We start from the raw sequence: 19016 nt of genomic DNA, 5'->3' as shown, positions 1-19016 counted from the left end.
CTCCCCCCAACAAAAAAAAGGCCCCCAAACCGGGGGCCTTTTGCACATCTCTCACCGATCACTCAATCATCGGCAGCAGACTATCCACCGAGGCTTTCGCATCCCCGTAGAACATCCGCGTATTCTCCTTGTAGAAGAGCGGGTTCTCGATCCCCGAATACCCCGTCCCCTGCCCGCGCTTCGAGACAAACACCTGCTTGGCCTTCCACACTTCCAGCACCGGCATCCCGGCAATCGGGCTGTTCGGGTCTTCCTGCGCGGCGGGGTTCACGATGTCATTCGAGCCAATGACGATCACCACATCCGTGGACGGGAAATCCTCGTTGATCTCGTCCATCTCCAGCACGATGTCATAGGGCACCTTGGCCTCGGCCAGGAGCACATTCATATGCCCCGGCAGACGGCCCGCCACCGGGTGAATGGCGAAGCGCACCGATTTGCCCTTGGCGCGCAGCTTGCGGGTCAGTTCCGACACCGATTGCTGCGCCTGCGCCACCGCCATGCCATAGCCCGGAACGATGATCACGCTGTCGGCCTCGTTCAGCGCCGTCGCCACACCATCAGCATTGATCGCCACCTGCTCGCCCTCGACCTCCATCGCCGGACCCGCGCTGCCGCCAAAGCCGCCCAGGATCACGCTGACAAAGCTGCGATTCATCGCCTTGCACATGATATAGGACAGGATCGCCCCCGAAGAGCCCACCAGCGCGCCGACAACGATCAGCAGCTCATTGCCAAGGCTGAAGCCGATCGCCGCCGCCGCCCAGCCGGAATAGCTGTTGAGCATCGAGACAACCACCGGCATATCCGCGCCGCCGATCCCCATGATCAGATGGTAGCCGATGAAAAGCGCCAGCGCCGTCAGCACGAAGAGAAAGAAGATCGACGCGCCCGCGCTCTCGGCAAAGGCCAGATAGAGCCCCGCCGCGACCAGCGAGCCAATCGCCGCCCCGGCATTCAGCATATGCCCGCCCGGCAGTTTCTTCGCCGCCGAATCCACCCGCCCCGCCAGCTTGCCATAGGCGATGATCGAGCCGGTAAAGGTCACAGCCCCGATCCAGATCCCCAGCATCAGCTCGACCCGCAGAATGGTGATTTCCACTGCGGTTTTCTTGCCGATGATGGCGGCGAAATTGGTCAGGCTCAGCCACAGCTCATAGGCCGGAACCGACATCAGCCCTTTGGGCTGCGGAAAGGGCAGACCCTCGGCCATGAACTCCGTGGCCACGCGCCCGATTTCCAGATGCGCGTTCAGACCGACCAGCACTGCGGCCAGACCGACCAGCGAATGCATGAAAGCCACCAGTTCCGGCATCTGCGTCATCTGCACGCGGGTGGCCAGCTGCCAGCCCACCACGCCGCCAATGGCGATCAGCACCAGCGAGAGCAGCCAGAGGCCAGAGCCCGGCCCGACCAGCATCGCCAGCACCGCAACCGCCATCCCGGCAATCCCGTACCAGATCGCGCGCTTGGCGCTTTCCTGCCCCGAAAGACCGCCCAGCGACAGGACAAAGAGAACTGTTGCGACGGCATAGGCCGCAACTGTAAATCCGAAATCCATCTCTTCTTCCTCCTGCCGTCAGGATTTCTGGAACATGGCGAGCATGCGCCGTGTCACCATGAACCCGCCAAAGATATTCACCGCCGCCATCAGGAGCGCCAGCGCCGCCATCACCGTGATCAGCCCCGAGGTCGAGCCGATCTGCAGCAGTGCCCCCACGATGATGATCGAAGAGATCGCATTCGTGACCGCCATCAGCGGCGTGTGCAGCGAATGGCTGACCTTCCAGATCACCTGGAAGCCCACGAAAACCGCCAGCACGAAGATGATGAAATTGCGCATGAAGCTTTCCGGCGCCACCAGCCCCACGGCCATGACGAAAGCCGCACCGCCGAGCAGAAGCCCGACCTGCATCCTGGTCTCGGATCTGAAAGCCGCGATCTCCTTCGCGCGCTTCTCTTCCGGCGTCAGTTCCTTGACCTTTTCCTTGGGCTTGGCGGCAATCGCCTTCACCTTGGGCGGCGGCGGCGGGAACGTGACCGCGCCCTCATGCGTGACCGTCGCGCCCCGGATCACGTCATCTTCCATATTATGGTTGATGACCCCATCCTTGCCGGGGGTCAGATCATGCAGCATATGCCGGATATTCGTCGCATAAAGCGTCGAGGCCTGCGCCGCCATCCGGCTCGGGAAATCGGTATAGCCGATGATCACCACGCCGTTTTCCGTGACCAGCCGCTCATCCATCACCGTCAGATCGCAATTGCCGCCCTTTTCTGCGGCCAGATCGACGATGACCGAACCCGGCTTCATCATCTGCACCATATCCTCGGTCCAGAGCTTCGGCGCCGGGCGTCCGGGGATCAGCGCGGTGGTGATGACGATATCGACATCGGGCGCCAGTTCGCGGAATTTCTCCAGCTGCTTCTCGCGGAATTCGGGGCTGGACGGGGCCGCATAACCGCCCGTCTCAGCGCCATCGGTGGCAGCCTCGTCGAATTCAAGGAACACGAATTCCGCGCCCATCGATTCAATCTGTTCCGCCACTTCGGGGCGCACATCAAAGGCCATGGTGATCGCGCCGAGGCTGACGCTGGTCCCGATCGCCGCGAGACCGGCCACACCCGCGCCCACGATCAGCACCCGCGCGGGCGGGATCTTGCCCGCCGCCGTCACCTGACCAGTGAAGAACCGCCCGAAATTATTGCCCGCCTCGATCACGGCCCGATAGCCCGCGATATTGGCCATGGAAGAGAGCGCATCCATCTTCTGCGCGCGGGAAATCCGCGGCACCATATCCATCGCGACCACGGTCGCGCCGCGGGCTTTCGCGGCTTCCAGCATCTCCGCGTTCTGCGCAGGCCAGAAGAAGGAAATCAGCGTCTGCCCTTCGCGCAGCAGATCAATCTCGCTCATCTCGGGCTCGCGCACCTTGATGACCACATCCACCGCTTCCGCCAGCGCTTGCGCGTCAGCGCAGACAGTCACGCCCGCCGCCTGATACAGCGCATCGCTGAAGCCCGCCGCCAGCCCGGCCCCCGATTGCACGAAGCACTCATGGCCCAGTTTCCGGATCTGTGCGGCACTGTCAGGTGTCAACGCTACCCGCGCCTCGCCCGGTTTGATTTCCTTCAACGCCCCGACTTTCACGCGTCGTCCCCCTTTCGTTCAGGTTCACCGGGAAAAGCAGCGCAATCCCGGCCCAGATGGCATCGGGCCTCAATAACCTGCGCAACTTTCTTGCACAAGCAGGCAATATTGCGAAATGCCGTCGCGTCACAAGCTGCGACGCATCGCCGCGAATCCGCGCGCCACCAGCACGAAAACCGGCCGCAGCCGCGCCCGCCCCAAGCCCCTGCACAATGCCCCCGCAGCCAGGGTTCCCCGTCCGGCGCAGCCGGACAGCGCCCGCGAATGGCAACAGGGCGGGCGGGTGGGCCATGAGCGGGCGCTTCCGCCCGCACGGGAGACCGCAGCATTGCGGTCTCCCGCGATCCTCTACCCAGGCGCCCGATCATTGCCACCTTGACTGTCCCGCGCACAAGCGCCACCGATAGCCCAAGCAGAAAGGACCGCCCCATGACCGATTTCGCCGCCACCCGCGCGCGTTTTGACCTGCCCGAAGGCATGATCTATCTCGACGGCAATTCGCTCGGCCCCCTGCCCAAAGGCGTCGCCGCCCGCGTGACGCAGGCGATCACCGAAGAATGGGGCAGAATGGTCATCACCGGCTGGAACCGCGCCGGCTGGATGGACCTGCCCGCCCGCGTCGGCGACCGCGTGGGCCGGCTGATCGGCGCGCCCCCCGGCACCGTCACCATGGGCGACACGCTCTCGATCAAGGTCTATCAGGCGCTGGCCTCGGCACTGGAACTCACCCCCGAGCGCCGCGTGATCCTCTCGGATACCGGCAATTTCCCCTCGGATCTCTATATGGCCGATGGCCTCTGCCGCACCCTCGGCCCGGATTACCGCCTGAAAACCGTCGCCCCCGAAGATGTCGAAGCCGCCATCGACGACACCATCGCCGTCCTGCTGCTGACCGAGGTTGATTATCGCACCGGCCGCAAACACGACATGGCCCGGCTGATCGCGAAAGCGCACCAGAAAGGCGCGCTGGTGGTCTGGGATCTCGCCCATTCCGCAGGCGCGATCCCGGTCGATGTCACCGGCGCCAATACCGATTTCGCCGTCGGATGCAGCTATAAATACCTCAATTCCGGCCCCGGCGGCCCCGCTTTCATCTATATCGCCCCGCGTCTGGCCGAAGAGGCCCGCCCCGCGCTCTCGGGCTGGCTCGGCCATGAAGCGCCCTTCGCCTTTGACCTCGATTACCGCCCCGGACGCGGCATCGAGCGCATGCGTGTGGGCACCCCCCCGATCCTGCAACTCGCCGCCCTCGATGCGGCGCTGGATGTCTGGGAGGGCGTCGATATGCAGGCGCTCCGCGCCCGCTCCATCGCGCTGCAGGAAAGCTTCATCGCCAAAGTCGAGGCCAGCTGCCCCGGCCTCACCCTCGCCTCCCCCCGCGACGCCAGCCAGCGCGGCAGCCAGGTCAGCTTCCGCCACCCTCAGGGCTATGCCATCATTCAGGCCCTGATCGCCCAAGGCGTGGTCGGCGATTTCCGCGCCCCCGATATCCTGCGCTTCGGCTTCACGCCCCTCTACCTCACCCCCGAGGATGTCGAACAGGCCGCCCAAACCCTCGCCCGGATCATGGCCACAGACGCATGGAACCGCCCCGAATTCCACGCCCGCGCCAAAGTCACCTGATCCATGCCACAGGATTGCCGTCTTTTGCCGCCAAAGCCCCGCGCATGAGCCCGACCGCCCAGCCCCTGATCACGCGCCTTCTGCGCGGCGCTGCCTTCACCTCGGGCGGTTTCGTCATCGCACAGGCGCTGCGGTTTGGCTCGAACCTGATCCTCGCGCGGCTGTTGTTCCCCGAGGCATTCGGCCTGATGGCGCTGCTGACCATGATCCTGATGGGGCTGACGCTCCTGTCGGATACCGGCGTGCAGCAATCCATCATGGGCCATGCGCGCGGCGATGATCCCGATTTCCTCAACACCGCATGGACGCTGAACGCCCTGCGCGGCGTGCTGCTGTGGCTCATCGCCTGTGCCTTCGCATGGCCCGCCGCCGCCCTCTATGACGCGCCCGATCTCAAGACCATCGTCCCGGTGGGGGCCTTCGCGCTCGTGCTCTCCGGCCTGACCCCCACCCGCATCTACACTGCCCAGCGCCATCTCCTGCTGGGCCGGATCATGGCCATCGAACTCGCCGCGCAGAGCGCAGGCATCCTGCTGATGATCGCGCTGGCCTATGCGACCGGCAGCGTCTGGGCGCTGGTCTGGGGCGCGCTCGCCACTGCCGCGCTGAAACTCGCGCTCGAATGGACCACCCTCCCCGGCCCCCCGAACCGCCTGCGCTGGGAAAGCGCGGCGGGCCGCGCCCTGCTCAGCTTCGGCGGCTGGATCCTGCTCTCCTCGGCTTTTGGTTTCCTGATGGCGCAGGGCGACCGCGCCATTCTCGGCCTCACCCTCAGCATCGAGGGGCTGGGCATCTACAATATCGGCTGGTTCCTCGCCTCTTTCCCGATCCTCTTCGCCAATGCCCTGATCGGTCGCCTGCTGATCCCCGCCTACCGCGAAAGCGCAGAGGCCGCCAATCCCGCGCAGGATGCCCGCATCAGACGGCTGCGGATCATCCTCACCAGCCTCGTGGCCGCCATGCTGATCACCCTCGCCCTGATCGGTCCATGGCTCGTGACCTTCCTCTATGACGACCGCTACACGCAGGCCGGGCCGATCATCGTGATGATCGCAACCGCCAGCCTCCTGCCGCTGGTGACGCTCACCTATGATCAGGCAGCGCTGGCCCGCGGCGAATCGCGGCGCTTCTTCCAGATGATGGCGCTGCGCGCCAGCCTGCAAACCGCGCTCTTCATCTTCGGCGTCATGCTGGCCGGGCTGCCCGGCGCGCTGGCCGGTCAGGCGCTCGCCGCGCTCCTCGCCTATCCGTTCATGGCCCGCCTCGCCCGCGACATGGGCGTCTGGGACCGCCGCCATGACGCGATCTTCCTCGCCCTTGGCCTTGTCGCGGGCGCGGCCATGGTCGCGCTGCATCTCGACCTGATCCTGCCGCTGATCGCCCCGATCTGATCCTGCGCGCCCACTCCCCGGACAAAACCGCCCGGCTTCGCCGGGCAGCGCCCGCGAATGGCATGGGGGGGTGGGCGGGCCGTGAGCGGGCGCTTCTGACCGCGCCAGGCCGCACGCCCCCGGACCCGGCCCAAGCCGATGTCAAACCCGCCCCGCCGCCCGCGCTTACCAAATCTCAATCAGAATCAGGCCCAATAGCAGGCGCGGCATTCCAGAAGGGATGCCCCGGCAGCACCAGGGGGGCGCGCGTGGCGGGACTACAGGGCAATCGCGGACGCAAATGGGCGCAATATATGTGCCTTGGTGCGGCAGCAGGCATCATCGCCGCAATCCTGCTCTGGCCCTCGCTGATACGCGCCGCCAATCCCGCACAGCTTTGCGACATCGCTGCCCGCAACGCCGCCCAGCGCCATGGCGTGCCGCTCGATGTGCTGCGCGCCATCACCCTCACCGAAACCGGACGCCGCCGGAATGGCCGGATGGAGCCCTGGCCATGGGCGCTCAATATGGGCGGGCCGGGTTTCTGGCCTTACAGCCGCACTGCCGCCCTGTCCCTCGCCCGCGCCCAGATCGATCAGGGCCGCCACAATATCGACCTTGGCTGTTTTCAGGTCAATTACCACTGGCATGGCCATAACTTCGCCACGCTCGACGCGATGATCGACCCCGAGACAAACGCCGATTACGCCGCCCGCCTGCTGCGTCGGCACCATGCCCGTCTCGGCTCGTGGGAGGCCGCAGCCGGCGCCTATCACTCTGCCACCCCCACACTGGCCGCGCGCTATATCACCCGTTTCCGCGCCCTGCGCGGCAGCAGCGCCCCCGAAACCCCGCAAATCGCCGCCATCCGCGAGAACCGCTACAGCCTGCTGCAACCGGGCGGCGCGCAGCGCATGGGCTCGCTCGTGCCCATCGCCACCAGCGCCGCCCAACCCCTGATCCGGCTCAGCGCCAGCCAATGATCAAACTCACGCCGCAGACGCTGTTCAGCCCCACGATCCTGCTTGCCCTCGCGCTGATGGCGGTGATCGGCATGATGATCCTGCCGATCCCGGCATGGCTCCTGGATCTCGGCCTCGCCGCCAGCTTCGCGCTGGCGATCCTCATGTTCACCGTAACCCTCTTCATCCAGCGCCCGCTCGATTTCTCGATCTTCCCGACCGTGCTGCTGGCGTCCCTCATGCTGCGGCTTTCGCTCAATGTCTCCTCCACGAAACTCATCATCGGCGAAGGCCATACCGGCACCCATGCCGCAGGCGGCGTGATTCAGGGTTTCGCCAGTTTCGTCATGTCCGGCTCGATCTTTCTGGGCGTGGTGATCTTCCTGGTCCTCTTGATCGTCAATTTCATCGTCATCACCAAGGGCGCGGGCCGCATGGCCGAAGTCGGCGCGCGTTTCGCCCTCGACGGCATGCCCGGCAAACAGCTGGCCATCGACAGCGACATGTCGGCAGGCGCCATCGACCATCAGGAAGCCAAGCGCCGCCGCGAGACCGAACAGGCCGAGACGAATTTCTACGGCTCGCTCGATGGTGCCTCGAAATTCGTCAAGGGCGATGCGATTGCGGGCCTGCTGATCACGCTTCTGAACATCGTCATGGGGCTGATCAACGGCACGATGATGCATGGCATGACCCTTTCGGCCGCGTTCGAGACCTATGCCATCCTGACCGTGGGCGATGGTCTGGTCAGCCAGATCCCCGCCGTGATCATCTCGATTGCCGCGGCCCTCCTGCTCGCGCGCGGGGGGGCGAATGGCGCGACCGATATCCAGCTTTTCGACCAGCTTGGCCGCTACCCTTCAGCGCTGGCGACCGTGGGCCTGTTGATGGCGATTTTCGCTTTCATCCCCGGCCTGCCCTTCGCGCCCTTCCTCGCCGGTTCCGCCCTTCTGATCGGGCTGGCATGGCTCGCCCGCCGCCACGCCGAAGCGCAGCGCGCACAGTCAGCGGCGCCCCCCGACACCATGCCCGATCCCCCGCGCCGGGGCATGGGCGATGTCCTCGACCTCGATGAGATCCACGTCAAATTCGCCCCCGATCTGGTGCCGATGGTGCTCGACCCGGCGCTCGGGCTCGATGCCCGCATCACCTCGATCCGCGCCCATATCGCCCGCGAATTCGGCCTGATCCTGCCCGAGATCCGCCTCACCGATGACGCCGCCCTGCCGCAAGGCAGCTACGCCATCCTGATCCACGGCGTCGAACAGGCCCGCGACACCATCCGCCCCGACAAGATGCTCGCACTGGTGCAGGATGACGCCACATTCACCATCATCGGCGAGGATGTGAAGGAACCGGTCTATCAGGCCCCCGCCCGCTGGATCGACCCCGCGCTGCAGGAAGAGGCAGCGCTTGCAGGCTCGACCGTGGTCAGCCCGACCGAAGTGCTGGCCACGCATCTCCTCGAAGTGCTCAAAGCCAATTTCGCCCGGCTCCTCACCTTCAAAAGCCTGCACCGGCTGCTGGATGAGATGACCAGCCTCTCCGACAGCACCCGGGCCGAGGCCAACAAACGCCTGCTTTCCGACCTCATCCCCGACAAGGTGCCGGTTGAACTGCTGCTCGGTGTGCTGCGGCTCTTGCTGGAAGAGCGTGTCTCGATCCGCAACCTCCCCCTGATCCTCGAATCCATGTCCGAGGTCCGCGCGCTCCTGCAAGGCCCCGAAGCGGTCTGCGAACATGTCCGCCAGCGCCTTGGCTTCCAGCTTGTGGCGCCGCTCAAACGCGCCGATGGCACCCTGCCGCTCCTGCAGCTCGACCCCGATTGGGAAGAGATCTTCTCGACCTATCAGCTTTCCGGCGATTATGGCGCCACCGATATCGCCCTGCCGCCCGAAGATTTCGCCCGCCTGACCGAGCGCATCGCCCAGAAACTCGCCGATCTGACCCGATCAGGCATCACCCCCGCGCTGGTCACCTCGGCCCGCCGCCGCCGCTTCCTGCGCACGGTCATGGCCGCCAAGGGCCTCGCCGCCGCCGTCCTCTCTTACGAGGAAATCGGGCTGGAGGCCCGCCCCGCCCTTGTCGGGACCATCGCGCCATGATCCCCGATCTCCTCACCCTGCAAAGCGATCTCGCCGATCTCTTCGCGCTTAGCTTCGGCACTTTCATCCGCATCGGCGCGATGATGGCGCTTCTCCCCGCCTTTGGCGAACAGGTCGTGCCGGTCCGCATCCGCCTTGGCCTCACCCTCGCCTTCACCGCCATCACCGCCCCCGCGCTCGCCCCTGTCATGCCGCCTGCGCCCACGGCCCCCGGCCCGCTGCTGGAACTCATCACCGCCGAGGCCGCGGCGGGCCTCGCCCTCGGCATGGGCCTGCGGCTTTTCACCATGGCACTGCAGATCGCGGGCACCATCGCCGCACAGGCCACGTCGCTGTCGCAATTCTTCGGCGGCGCGGGCGTCGATCCGCAACCCGCCATGGCGCAGATCCTCGTCATGGCCGGGCTGGCGCTTGCCGTCACCGCCGATCTGCATGTCGCCGTCGCGGAACTGATCCTTCTGTCCTACAGCATCTTTCCGCCCGCCCGCTTCCCTGATGCGGCCAGCCTCGGCGACTGGGGGCTGGCGCAGACCGCCCGCGCCTTCACGCTGGCCTTTACCCTCGCCATGCCCTTCGTGATCCTGTCGCTCCTCTTCTATGTCGCCCTCGGCGCGATCAACAAGGCCATGCCGCAACTCATGGTCGCCTTCGTGGGTGCCCCCGCAATCACATGGGCCGGGCTCGCGGTCCTCATGCTCACCGCCCCCCTGATCCTGCCCATCTGGCACGAAAGCTTCCGCGGCTTCCTCATCGACCCCACCCGGCCCCTGCCATGAGCACCGAAGACCAGAGCAGCGAGAAGGAGTTTGAGCCCACCGAGCGCAAGCTCGACGAACAGCGCCGCAAGGGCGAAGTGCCGCGCTCGACCGATATCAACACCGCTGCCGCCTATCTGGGCCTGCTCATCGCCGCCCTTGCCGCAGGCCAGATCTCGCTGACCCGGCTGGGCGATACCGGCATGACACTCTTTGCGCAATCCGACACGCTCGCTTCCCTCATGACCGCCCATGCCCGCCCCCTCACCGGCGGGCTGATCGGCAATGTCGCGCTCGCGCTCCTGCCGCTGGTGCTGCTGCCCTTCCTCATGGTCTGGGCCGCGCTTTTCGCCCAGCGCGCGGTGATCTTCGCGCCTGAAAAACTCCTGCCCAAGACCTCGCGCCTGAACCCGGTCAGCAACGCCAGGAACAAATTCGGCCGCAATGGCCTCTTTGAATTCGCCAAAAGCGCGGTCAAGCTTGGCGTGATCTCGACCGTGCTCTGGCTCTTCCTGATGCACCATCTGCCGGTGATCCTGCTGACCATGCATCTCACCCCGGCGCTCGCCGCGCGCGAACTCATGGGGCTGGTCGTCAGCTTCCTCGCGCTGGTCTTCACCGTCAATCTGGTCATCGGCGCGATCGATTTCTTCTGGCAACGCGCCGAGCATCTGCGCAAGAACCGCATGTCGCATAAAGAGATGCGCGACGAGATGAAACAATCCGAGGGCGACCCCCATGCCAAGGGCGAACGCCGCAGGCGCGGGCGCGAGATCGCCACCAGCCAGATGCTCGCCGATGTGCCGCAAGCCGCTGTGGTGATCGTCAACCCCACCCATTACGCCGTCGCGCTGAAATGGTCGCCCACCGACCCGGGCGCACCCATTTGCGTGGCCAAGGGCGTCGATGAGATCGCCGCCCGCATCCGCGAACGCGCCGAAGCCGCAGGCGTGCCGGTCCATTCCGACCCGCCCACCGCCCGCGCGCTGCATGCCACGGTCGAAATCGGGCAGGAAATCCGCCCCGATCACTTCGCCGCTGTCGCCACCGCGATCCGTTTCGCCGAAGCCATGCGCGCCAAGGCCCGGAAATCGCCATGGCGCTGAACGAAAAAACCCGCCTGCACCGGCTGAAAATTCTGGCCGAGCTGAAGCGCGATCACGACATGGCGCGGCTGAAAAAACTCGCCGCCGCCCGCGACGAGAGCCGCGCAAGGCTGGAAAAACTGACCCGGCCCCTGCCGCTGGCCGAAGACCCCGCGCTTTTCGCCGCGCGGCAGGCGCATCTCGCATGGGCCACGCAGCAGCGGCTAAGCCTGAACATCACCCTCGCGCAGCAAACCGCCCTTATGCTCGACCAACGCGCCCGCACCGCGCGCAGTTTCGGTCGTGCGCAGGCACTGGCCACGCTCGCCGCGCGCCGCTCTCAGCGCGTCACCCATTCCCCCTGACGCATCAGCGCGACCGGCTCCGCGCCGTCCTTCAGCCCGTCCACATCCATGCGCTCCGACCCGATCATCCAATCCACATGGATCAGGCTCTCATTGCCCCCGCGCGCGGCAATCTCTTCCGGCGACAGCCCCTCGCCTCCTTCAAGGCAGGACGCATAGCATTGCCCCATCGCGATATGCGAGGCCGCATTTTCGTCAAACAGCGTGTTGAAATAGAGATGCCCGGTCTGCGACACCGGCGATCCATGCGGCACCAGCGCCACTTCGCCCAGACGCGCGGCGCCTTCATCCGTGGCCAGCATCTCGCGCAAAACATCCTGCCCGCGCGCCGCGCGCGCCGCCACCGCGCGCCCGTCCTTGAACTCCATCTCGATCTCTTCCAGCAGGCTGCCTTGGTGCGACAGAGGCTTCGTCGCGCGCACATGGCCCTCGACCCGGCCCGCATGCGGCGTGGTAAACACCTCTTCCGTCGGGATATTCGGATTGCAGCGCACGCCATTGCGCGCCTCGGAAGCGCCCCCTTGCCAGAAATGCCCCTCGGCCAGCCCGACCCTCAGATCCGTGCCCGGCGCGCGGAACTGCAGCGCATCGAACCGCGCCGCATTCAGCATCGCGCAGCGCCGCGCCAAGGCCGCATTGTGTTCGGCCCAGGCCGCCACCGGATCGGGCCGGTCCAGCCGCGCGGTCAGCGCAATCGCCTCGGTCAGTTGCTCCAAAGCCTGCGCGGGCGGCAGGTCCGGGAACATCCGCCCCGCCCAATCCGGCGTCGGGCAGGAAATGATCGACCAGTTGATATGAAACCCCGCAATCGCCGCCAGCGCCGGACGGTAGGCCAGTGCATTGGCGCGATTGGCCCGGCCCACACGCGCGGCATCCTGCCCGGCCAGCAGCATCGGGTCTTCGCCCACCAGCGCCAGCCGCGCCGCGCCGCCCTCGAACGCCTTGGCCATCCCCTCATAGAGCCAGCCCGGCGCGCGGTCAAAACTCGCCTCTGCGCCCTGTTCAAACCGCGCCAGCGTCATGTCGCGGTCGCTGATGATCGGTGTCACCAGCCCGCCCCCCGCACGATACGCCGCGCGCGCAATCGCCCGCGCCAGCGGCAAGGCGGCAACCGGCGTCGTCATCACCAGATCCTGCCCCGGCTGCAGGTTCAGCCCGGTGCGCACCGCCAGTTCCGCCAGACGGTCCAGAAATTGCGGGTCCAGCGCAGCCGCGTCACTTCTGTCACTGGCGGGTCGGGCGGCATCATGGGGCATGGGAACTCCTGTCATCGCGAACCCACAAGCTGCGCCAGCCCCCGCCCAAGGTCAAGCCCCGAGCCGGATCGCCTGTCAGGCGTGGTCGCTCACACCAATGACCCGCAGCTTCGGCCATCGACCGCGCCAGTTCTTCGCCTGAACGCGCGCCTGAAAGGCCGCCAGCTTATGCGGCGCGGCAGAGCTGGGCCGCAGGATCAGCCCTTTCAGATCATCAAGGCCAAATGGCGCGGTAAGGATACAGGCATTGCCCGAACGCTCTGCCGCGACGGCGGTTGCGGTTTCAGGCCAGAAACGCATGGCATCCTCGACCGAGATATAAGGCGCGTCATGATTGCGCAGATGCATCCGGGCCTGATTCCTGACCGACCAGTTCAGCCCGGGCGCGCAGGCGCGGAGCGCCCTTTCGAGTTCCGCATCATAGGCGGGATCGGTCGTGGCGGGGTCATAGAACAGCACATCAATATCTTCCCGACGACAATCGGAGGCAGCGCCGTGAAGATGATCCCAGACAAGGTTGCGCAGGAATCCGGCACCAATGCAGCCTTGCGGCAGCTCAAGCGCCTCAACAATCCCCAGGGCCTGCCAGCGAAGCTGGTCGGCTCGTAGCAGGTCGGACACCCAGTTGGACTTTGATGCTGGCATGCGCCGACTTTGGCGGAAGCGATGGCATTGATCAATGGCAGCAATCTCCGAGTTACCGAGGCATGCAGAGACACCCCGCGCGGGAACAAGACGCTTCGCGCTTCGCCGTGCAGCGCCCGGCGCAGGTCGCAATGCCGTCGGACTATGCCGCAGCGTAAACTGCCCAGCCCAAACCGGCAGGAGCGCCCACCCGCGACCGGGCCCAGCGCGGCTTTTCTCCCGCCCGCATATGCTGCCTTACCGGTCAGGTTCGACAGTCCGTCAGGGGCATTGCCGGACAGCGGCCCCCAAGAAAAACCGGCAAATCACTCACCGCGCCAGCATATCCGACCGATGGCCTCACAGCCGCGCGGTTGATCCCCCGCACCGCCTCGCGCCCCAGCATCTGCTGCGCGGCCTCCGGCAGCGCGCGCCGCAAGGGCCCCAGACAGCCGGGCGCATCCTGCACCAGACCCCCATCAGCACGGGCGAGAGGCCATACCCCCCGGATCACACCGCGCCCCCATCAGCGCGCGCCAAAATCACGACGCGCCGACCCGCAGCATATCCGTGATCAGCACCCCCCGCACCGCCTCGCGCCCCAGCATCTGCTGCGCGGCCTCCAGCAGCGCGCGGCGCAGCGGGCCCATCTTGTCGTGATCGGTGAACATCCCCTCGAACCCGCCCGAATTGGCATGGTCGAACAGCACCTGCAGCAGCCTGTCGCGCAGGCGCGGGATATTGGCCGCGACCATGGCGCGCTGCGTCTCCGGGATCTCCAGCGCCAGTTTCAGCACCACCACAAAGGCAATCCGCCCCTCGATCACCAGCGGCACCATGAACTGATTGGCGAATTCCAGCGTGCCCAGGATCTCATCCGCAGCCAGCGCGGGGGGCAACGCCAGTTCATCATCCTCGGCCCCGACCTCGGGGGCGGGCCGCAGATAGAGCCCCGCGCCCGTGCCCAGCCCAAGGCCCAGCAGGATCAGCAGAACCGGGATCAGCTTGGCCATGGCGGGCCTCCTTCTCGCGACCCAATGTCAGAACGGGGCCAGAATCTCGGTGATCTGCGCCCCATATCCCGGTTGCTGCACCGTCGAGATGACCCCGCGCCCGCCATAGGAAATCCGCGCGCCCGCGATCTTGTCATAGGTGATCTCATTCTGGCGCGAGATATCCTCGGGCCGCACATAGCCCGTCACCAACAGCTCGCGCAGTTCGTGATTGACGCGCACTTCCTGCCGCCCCTCGATCCGCATCACCCCGTTGGGCAGCCGTTCAACCACGGTCGAGGCCACCCGCAGCGTCAGCTTCTCGTTGCGCCGCACCGAGCCATTGCCCGAAAACGTGCTCGACCCGGCTGTTTCAATCCCCGCACCCAGCGCCAGCCCGCCGGGCAGGTTGCGGTCGATCAGTTGCGGGATGCCGAAGAATTGCGGCACCGCCATGCTGTTCGACCCCGTGCGCCCGCGCGCGGTGCTGTTCAAAATCTCGGCGCTGTCATTGATCTCGATCACCACGGTCATGATATCCCCTTGGCGAGAGGCCCGCCGGTCGCCCAGAAGCGAGCGCTGCCCCGCCGACCAGAGCGAGGCATTGTCGACAGCGCGCCGCGCCTCGCTCGTCTCGGGCAGCGGGATGCGGTAAAGCGCGGCATGTTCCATCGTCTGATCGGGCGGGGTGAAACCCGGCGCACGCCCGACCTCGCGCAGCGGCGAACAGCCCGTGACAAGCGCGCAGAGAAGGCAGGAAAACAGCAATCGCATCATCGGGGGCCTGTTGTGACAAGAGCATGAAACCAGCATGAACCCTGCGCCTTAAAATTCTGTTATCATTGCCAAAGCCCGATGGAGCCTTCGACCTCGACCAGCCCGGAAGAGGCCACGATCCCCTGCACCGACTGGCGCGAGGCGAGATTCATCACCGTGATCCGCTCGCCCAGCCCCGCGCGCGCCATGGCCCGGCCATCCGACAGGATCATCAGCCCGCCCCGCCGGTAGACCATGCGCACGATCTCATTGCGCTCGATCACCGCCGCCGGGCCCAGATCCGCGAGCCGCACCGGGCGGCCCGGATAGATCGCCACCCGCGTCTCCAGCCCGATCACCTGACCCGGCGCGCTTGCCGCCCCCGCCACCGCCGGGGCGGCCAGCATCACATCCCCGGGGCCGATCACCTCCGCCGCGCGGATCAGCCGCGTCGCCACCAGCGTTTCGGCATACCCCCCCAAGGGCCAGAGCAGCAGGAGCACCAGCCAGCGCATCAGCGCACCTGCACAGTTGCGCCCATCATCTGATCGGCCGCGGTGATCACCTTGGAATTCAGCTCATAGCCGCGCTGCGCCTTGATCAGCTCGGTCATCTCGCGCACCGGATCGACCGAGCTTTCCTCCAGATAGCCCTGCCGCAGCCGCCCCAGCCCCTCCGTTCCCGGCACCGCGACATTGGCCGGGCCAGAGGCTTCGGTCTCGATGAACAGGTTCGAGCCGATTGCCTCCAGCCCCTTTTCATTGGCGAAACCCGCCAGCGTCAGTTGCCCCAGCAGTTGCGGCTGAATCTGGCCCGCGAAATAGCCATGGATCTCGCCCTGCGGATTAATCGAGAGCGCGCGCACATCATTCGGGATCACGATCCCCGGCGCCACCTCATAGCCGTCCGAGGTGACAATCAGCCCGTCCCCGGTCCGTTTCAGCCCACCATCGCGGGTAAATCCCTGCGTGCCATCGGGCAGGGTCACTTCCAGATAGCCGCGCCCCTCGATGGCGAGATCCAGATCGCCCCCGGTCTGGTTCGAGGCCCCTTGCTGGATCTGCATGCTGATCGCCGCGGGCCGCACCCCCAGCCCCGCCTGCACGCCGGTCGGCAGCACCGTCCCGTCAGCGGCCGAAATCGCACCGGGCCGCGCGAATTGCTGATAATGCAGATCGGCGAAATCCGCCCGCCGCGCGTTATAACCGGTGGTGCTCATATTCGCGAGGTTATTGGCAATCGTATCCACACGCATCTGCTGCGCGCTCATGCCAGTTGCGGCAATATGAAGTGATTTCATGTGGTTGCGCCCCTTTCTTTACCTTCCCAGCGTCTGGATCACGGATCTGATCCGCTCATCCTCGCTCTCCAGCAATTTCTGCCCGCGCTCATAGGCGCGCTGCACCTCGATCATGCGGGCCAGCTCGATCACCGGATTGACATTCGATTCCTCGATGAAGCCCTGCAGCAGCATCGGCGCCTCGACCGGCTCGATCTCGCCATTGACGACAAAGAGCGTCCCCGCTTCGCGCGACATGGTGACCGGATCGACCGGGCGCACCAGTCCGATCTGGGCGAAGGGCTGACCATCCGCCGAGAAGGTGCCATCGCGCGCCAGCGCCACGGCGCGCGCATCGGGGGGCACGAAAACCGGCGCCCCGCCCGCATCCAGCAGCGGGTACCCGTCGATATTGACCAGTTCCCCCGCCGGGCCCGGCGTGAACACCCCCGCCCGCGTCAGCCGCTGCCCCCGCGCGCTCTCCAGCAGGAAAAACCCCTCGCCCTCGATGGCGATATCGAAGGTGCCGCCGGTCTGGGACAGCGCGCCCTGCATCTGATAGGTCTGGCGCGTATTGCCCAGCGCCATCGACAGCGACGGCTCATGCCGCTCGGTGCCCACAACAAATTCCGAAAACACCGCCCCCTCGCGCCGGAATCCGGTGGTCGAGACATTGGCGATATTATGCGCGATCACCTGCATTTCGCGGCGCAGCCCGCTCATCCGTGTGAGCGTGATATAGGCGGCATTGTCCATCGCTCAGACCCCCGCAATCAGCGGCAGGATTTCGTGGCGGAAGAAATCGACCAGCGTCGCGGTCATGAAACTCATCGACACCCAGAACACGAGCACGATGGCCGCCAGTTTCGGCACGAAAGTCAGCGTCATTTCCTGAATCGAGGTCAGCGCCTGAAACAGCCCGACCGCAACCCCGGAAATCAGCGCCGCCGCCAGGATCGGGGTCGCGATGATCGTGGCCACCCAGAGCCCCTGCCGCAGCGTGTCATAGATAAGGGTCTCCTGCATCGCCCCGCCCCCTCAGACCGGCATGCGCAGGATTTCAAGATAGGCTTCCACCACCTTGTCGCGCACCGATACCGCCGTTTCCACCGCAAGCTCCGTTGCCGCCAGCGCCTCGACCAGCGCATGCGGATCGGCGCCAGCGATCATCGTGCTGCGCGCCGCCACTTCCGCCTGATGCAACCCGGTCGCGAAATTGCCCAGCGCCGCCCCGAACGCCGCCTCGCTGCGCTCTGCTGCGGCGGGTTTCGCGGCAATGCGCGCGGTGTCATAGCTCTGAATGGCAAGATTGGCCGCGATGCTCATGGGGTTTATTCCTTTCTGGAATGGGGGTTAACGGGGCTTGAATGGGGGTCAGCGGCGCAACAACTCCAGCAATCCCTGCGCCATCTGCCGGGTCTGGTCGAAAACGCGCAGATTGGCCTCATAGCTGCGCCCGGCCTCGCGCGCATCGGCGATCTCGATCATCAGATCGACCGTCGATCCGTCATAGAAGCCGGTCGCATCGGCCAGCGCATGGCCCGGATCATAGACGCGCGGCAATTCGCGCCGGTCGAGCTGCACCGGCCCCGTCCTGACCCGCGCCAGCCCGCTCGCGCGGTCGATCTCGGCCCGGAAATCAATGGTCTTGCGCCGGTAACCGGGCGTGTCGGCATTGGCGATATTCTCCGAGACATGCCGCAGTCTGCGCGCCTGCGCTTCCATCCCCGAGGCGCTGATCGCAAAACCATCAAACAGATTGCCCATGCCCGCCCCCTGTCGCCCGAGCGCCAAGTGCAGCACAGCGGGCGCCGAGCCACGGAGCCCTGACGCCATGCCGCACGCGCAGTCCCGCCGACCGGCACATGACCTGCAGCGCCACCTGATCCCGCCATGCCGCGCGCGCGGTCCCGCCTGCGGCAAGGGCGCCAGTATCGCTGTATGGCCCCATGCTGCGCGCAGGCGCTCCCGGCCCGCAGATCACAATACTCTTGCCCCAACAGCCCGGCATACCCGCATTGGCACTGTGATCCGACACATGCGCCAGCCCGCGCGCCTGCGCTTCCATCCCCGAGGGGGGGTGCCTCGCTGCCATACAGAGCGCCGCCCCCGCTGCCCATCGTCCGAGCGCCAAGCGCAGCACGCTGCGCACCGGTCCACGGTTCCCCCGCGCCCCGCCACTCACGCCCGCGGTCTCAGCCCCGAAAGCACCTCGCGCGCCCAGATACCCCGGCATGCTCGCACAGGCGCTCGTCTCTGACATATGCCCCAGCCTGCGCACCTGCGCCGCTATCCCCGGGGCGCGGGTCGCAGTGCCGTCAAACAGAGCGCCCCTGTCCGCACCCCATCGCCCGAGCGCCTTGCGCAGCACGGAGCGCACCGGTCTACGGTTCCCCCGCGCCCTGCCGCCCGCGCCGCTGGTCGCAGCCCGGAAATCACGCCACGCGCACCGATCACCCGGCAAAACCGCATGCGCGCTCGTCTCCGACTCATGCCCCAGCTCGCGCACCTGCGCTTCCATCCCCGAGGCACGGAGAGCATCGTCGACAAACAGACTACCCCTGTCCGCGCCCCATCGCCCAAACGCCCGGCCACGGTTCCCCCGCGCCCTGCCGCGCGCGCCAGCGGTCCCGGCCCGGAAATCACGCCGTGCGCACCGATCACCCGGCATGCCTACACAGGCGCGAAACTCC

19 protein-coding genes are annotated in these 19016 nt (G+C 66.3%); 7 read left to right on the top strand and 12 right to left on the bottom strand.

Annotated elements, in window-relative coordinates; translation table 11 throughout:
- Nucleotides 1-58: 58 nt before the first annotated feature.
- Nucleotides 59-1561 (bottom strand): NAD(P)(+) transhydrogenase (Re/Si-specific) subunit beta, encoded by a 1503-nt coding sequence (locus tag BG457_RS16990; RefSeq protein ID WP_071798782.1) that lies wholly within the window; start codon nt 1559-1561, stop codon nt 59-61.
- Between the two features lie 18 nt (nt 1562-1579).
- On the bottom strand, nt 1580-3151 hold the full coding sequence (locus BG457_RS16985) for a Re/Si-specific NAD(P)(+) transhydrogenase subunit alpha (RefSeq protein WP_071798780.1): 1572 nt from the start codon (nt 3149-3151) through the stop codon (nt 1580-1582).
- A 429-nt stretch (nt 3152-3580) separates the two neighbouring features.
- On the opposite strand from BG457_RS16985, the gene kynU reads away from it, so the two are divergent.
- From kynU to BG457_RS16950, 7 genes are all read left to right on the top strand, one after another.
- Nucleotides 3581-4774 (top strand): kynureninase, encoded by a 1194-nt coding sequence (gene kynU / locus BG457_RS16980; protein ID WP_071798778.1) that lies wholly within the window; start codon nt 3581-3583, stop codon nt 4772-4774.
- 44 nt (nt 4775-4818) lie between these two features.
- Nucleotides 4819-6165 carry an oligosaccharide flippase family protein gene (locus BG457_RS16975; protein ID WP_071798776.1) on the top strand — a complete coding sequence of 449 codons (1347 nt, stop codon included), beginning with the start codon at nt 4819-4821 and terminating at the stop codon, nt 6163-6165.
- Between the two features lie 248 nt (nt 6166-6413).
- Complete coding sequence (locus BG457_RS16970) at nt 6414-7127, top strand: transglycosylase SLT domain-containing protein (protein WP_245771025.1); 714 nt, start codon at nt 6414-6416, stop codon at nt 7125-7127.
- Nucleotides 7124-9211 (top strand): flagellar biosynthesis protein FlhA, encoded by a 2088-nt coding sequence (flhA, locus tag BG457_RS16965; protein WP_245771024.1) that lies wholly within the window; start codon nt 7124-7126, stop codon nt 9209-9211. Before BG457_RS16970 ends, flhA begins: the two co-directional genes overlap by 4 nt.
- Nucleotides 9208-9987, top strand: a complete 780-nt coding sequence (locus tag BG457_RS16960; protein WP_071798773.1) for a flagellar biosynthetic protein FliR — start codon at nt 9208-9210, stop codon at nt 9985-9987. The genes flhA and BG457_RS16960 overlap by 4 nt, the downstream gene beginning before the upstream one ends.
- The gene (locus tag BG457_RS16955) at nt 9984-11072 is read left to right on the top strand and encodes an EscU/YscU/HrcU family type III secretion system export apparatus switch protein (protein WP_071798771.1); all 1089 of its coding nucleotides are present in this window, start codon (nt 9984-9986) and stop codon (nt 11070-11072) included. Before BG457_RS16960 ends, BG457_RS16955 begins: the two co-directional genes overlap by 4 nt.
- Nucleotides 11063-11416 carry a hypothetical protein gene (locus BG457_RS16950; RefSeq protein ID WP_071798769.1) on the top strand — a complete coding sequence of 118 codons (354 nt, stop codon included), beginning with the start codon at nt 11063-11065 and terminating at the stop codon, nt 11414-11416. The genes BG457_RS16955 and BG457_RS16950 overlap by 10 nt, the downstream gene beginning before the upstream one ends.
- On the opposite strand, the gene BG457_RS16945 is transcribed toward BG457_RS16950, so the two are convergent.
- The 10 genes from BG457_RS16945 to flgC form a co-directional block, all read right to left on the bottom strand.
- Complete coding sequence (locus BG457_RS16945; protein WP_071798767.1) at nt 11392-12672, bottom strand: aminopeptidase; 1281 nt, start codon at nt 12670-12672, stop codon at nt 11392-11394. The genes BG457_RS16950 and BG457_RS16945 overlap by 25 nt on opposite strands.
- Nucleotides 12673-12747: 75 nt before the next feature.
- Complete coding sequence (locus BG457_RS16940) at nt 12748-13317, bottom strand: nucleotidyltransferase family protein (RefSeq protein WP_071798765.1); 570 nt, start codon at nt 13315-13317, stop codon at nt 12748-12750.
- Nucleotides 13318-13838: 521 nt separating this feature from the next.
- Complete coding sequence (locus tag BG457_RS16930; protein WP_071798760.1) at nt 13839-14309, bottom strand: flagellar basal body-associated FliL family protein; 471 nt, start codon at nt 14307-14309, stop codon at nt 13839-13841.
- A gap of 27 nt (nt 14310-14336) precedes the next feature.
- Nucleotides 14337-15065 carry a flagellar basal body L-ring protein FlgH gene (flgH, locus tag BG457_RS16925; RefSeq protein ID WP_071798758.1) on the bottom strand — a complete coding sequence of 243 codons (729 nt, stop codon included), beginning with the start codon at nt 15063-15065 and terminating at the stop codon, nt 14337-14339.
- 62 nt (nt 15066-15127) lie between these two features.
- A complete protein-coding gene (gene flgA / locus BG457_RS16920; protein WP_084657696.1) occupies nt 15128-15559 on the bottom strand; it encodes a flagellar basal body P-ring formation chaperone FlgA in 432 nt (143 codons plus the stop codon).
- Nucleotides 15559-16344 (bottom strand): flagellar basal-body rod protein FlgG, encoded by a 786-nt coding sequence (gene flgG, locus BG457_RS16915; RefSeq protein WP_071798754.1) that lies wholly within the window; start codon nt 16342-16344, stop codon nt 15559-15561. The genes flgA and flgG overlap by 1 nt, the downstream gene beginning before the upstream one ends.
- Before the next feature lie 18 nt (nt 16345-16362).
- Nucleotides 16363-17079: a flagellar hook-basal body complex protein gene (locus BG457_RS16910; protein WP_071798752.1), complete on the bottom strand. Its 717-nt coding sequence runs from the start codon at nt 17077-17079 to the stop codon at nt 16363-16365.
- A gap of 3 nt (nt 17080-17082) precedes the next feature.
- Nucleotides 17083-17349, bottom strand: a complete 267-nt coding sequence (locus BG457_RS16905) for a flagellar biosynthetic protein FliQ (protein WP_071798750.1) — start codon at nt 17347-17349, stop codon at nt 17083-17085.
- 12 nt (nt 17350-17361) lie between these two features.
- Nucleotides 17362-17649, bottom strand: a complete 288-nt coding sequence (gene fliE, locus BG457_RS16900; protein WP_071798748.1) for a flagellar hook-basal body complex protein FliE — start codon at nt 17647-17649, stop codon at nt 17362-17364.
- A 48-nt stretch (nt 17650-17697) separates the two neighbouring features.
- On the bottom strand, nt 17698-18090 hold the full coding sequence (gene flgC, locus BG457_RS16895; protein ID WP_071798746.1) for a flagellar basal body rod protein FlgC: 393 nt from the start codon (nt 18088-18090) through the stop codon (nt 17698-17700).
- Nucleotides 18091-19016: the final 926 nt, after the last annotated feature.

The sequence above is a fragment of the Natronohydrobacter thiooxidans genome, from assembly GCF_001884735.1.
GTDB classification, from domain to species: domain Bacteria; phylum Pseudomonadota; class Alphaproteobacteria; order Rhodobacterales; family Rhodobacteraceae; genus Roseinatronobacter; species Roseinatronobacter thiooxidans_A.
The sequence above is the reverse complement of the archived record's forward strand: the minus strand, read 5'-3'. Positions and strand labels throughout refer to the sequence as shown.

What these genes read in the sequence shown, in the direction of transcription:
- BG457_RS16905 (WP_071798750.1), bottom strand. Translation starts at nt 17,349, where the DNA reads ATGCAGGAGACCCTTATCTATGACACGCTGCGGCAGGGGCTCTGGGTG.
- BG457_RS16955 (WP_071798771.1), top strand. Translation starts at nt 9,984, where the DNA reads ATGAGCACCGAAGACCAGAGCAGCGAGAAGGAGTTTGAGCCCACCGAG.
- flgC (WP_071798746.1), bottom strand. Translation starts at nt 18,090, where the DNA reads ATGGGCAATCTGTTTGATGGTTTTGCGATCAGCGCCTCGGGGATGGAA.
- BG457_RS16975 (WP_071798776.1), top strand. Translation starts at nt 4,819, where the DNA reads ATGAGCCCGACCGCCCAGCCCCTGATCACGCGCCTTCTGCGCGGCGCT.
- BG457_RS16950 (WP_071798769.1), top strand. Translation starts at nt 11,063, where the DNA reads ATGGCGCTGAACGAAAAAACCCGCCTGCACCGGCTGAAAATTCTGGCC.
- flgH (WP_071798758.1), bottom strand. Translation starts at nt 15,065, where the DNA reads ATGATGCGATTGCTGTTTTCCTGCCTTCTCTGCGCGCTTGTCACGGGC.
- flhA (WP_245771024.1), top strand. Translation starts at nt 7,124, where the DNA reads ATGATCAAACTCACGCCGCAGACGCTGTTCAGCCCCACGATCCTGCTT.
- BG457_RS16940 (WP_071798765.1), bottom strand. Translation starts at nt 13,317, where the DNA reads ATGCCAGCATCAAAGTCCAACTGGGTGTCCGACCTGCTACGAGCCGAC.
- kynU (WP_071798778.1), top strand. Translation starts at nt 3,581, where the DNA reads ATGACCGATTTCGCCGCCACCCGCGCGCGTTTTGACCTGCCCGAAGGC.
- flgA (WP_084657696.1), bottom strand. Translation starts at nt 15,559, where the DNA reads ATGCGCTGGCTGGTGCTCCTGCTGCTCTGGCCCTTGGGGGGGTATGCC.
- BG457_RS16945 (WP_071798767.1), bottom strand. Translation starts at nt 12,672, where the DNA reads ATGCCCCATGATGCCGCCCGACCCGCCAGTGACAGAAGTGACGCGGCT.
- flgG (WP_071798754.1), bottom strand. Translation starts at nt 16,344, where the DNA reads ATGAAATCACTTCATATTGCCGCAACTGGCATGAGCGCGCAGCAGATG.
- BG457_RS16990 (WP_071798782.1), bottom strand. Translation starts at nt 1,561, where the DNA reads ATGGATTTCGGATTTACAGTTGCGGCCTATGCCGTCGCAACAGTTCTC.
- fliE (WP_071798748.1), bottom strand. Translation starts at nt 17,649, where the DNA reads ATGAGCATCGCGGCCAATCTTGCCATTCAGAGCTATGACACCGCGCGC.
- BG457_RS16930 (WP_071798760.1), bottom strand. Translation starts at nt 14,309, where the DNA reads ATGGCCAAGCTGATCCCGGTTCTGCTGATCCTGCTGGGCCTTGGGCTG.
- BG457_RS16960 (WP_071798773.1), top strand. Translation starts at nt 9,208, where the DNA reads ATGATCCCCGATCTCCTCACCCTGCAAAGCGATCTCGCCGATCTCTTC.
- BG457_RS16910 (WP_071798752.1), bottom strand. Translation starts at nt 17,079, where the DNA reads ATGGACAATGCCGCCTATATCACGCTCACACGGATGAGCGGGCTGCGC.